This is a genomic window from Komagataeibacter intermedius TF2 (assembly GCF_000964425.1).
Taxonomy (GTDB): domain Bacteria; phylum Pseudomonadota; class Alphaproteobacteria; order Acetobacterales; family Acetobacteraceae; genus Komagataeibacter; species Komagataeibacter intermedius.
Window position 1 is genome coordinate 1 of sequence record NZ_BANF01000672.1, and the last position, 371, is coordinate 371.

General features: G+C 65.0%; 1 pseudogene. It reads right to left on the reverse strand.

The annotated features are described in order from the left end of the window. Positions 1–92: 92 nt before the first annotated feature. Positions 93–371 (reverse strand): annotated as a pseudogene (locus B7449_RS18945) (ParB/RepB/Spo0J family partition protein); the annotation flags it as partial.

Genomic DNA, 371 nt, shown 5'->3' on the forward strand with positions numbered 1-371 from the left:
TCCTGCCAGAGGCCGTTGCTGGCTCACCGCCCGACGTCACCACTGAGGGCGACAGGCCGTGAGCCAGAGCCGTACGGCGGCAACAGCCTCGCTCAGCTGAAACCTACAAACTCAACATGCGTCCTGAGGAATTCTTCGGGTGTCTGCGATGGCGGAGCCGGACTTTCCGCCCTGCCGTGCGGCACGTCATCCTCCTGATCTGTCGCGGCAGGATCATCGGTTCCCGGGCCACCAGCCAGCTCACCACCATCCGCGTCGTCTTCCAACTCGGTCTCGTCGTCATGCGCCAGGTCCCCATCATCGTCATCCGCTCCAGACGACGGGGCGAGCGCTTCCGCGAAGGTGGCGTTCAGCGCTGCGACATCGACCTG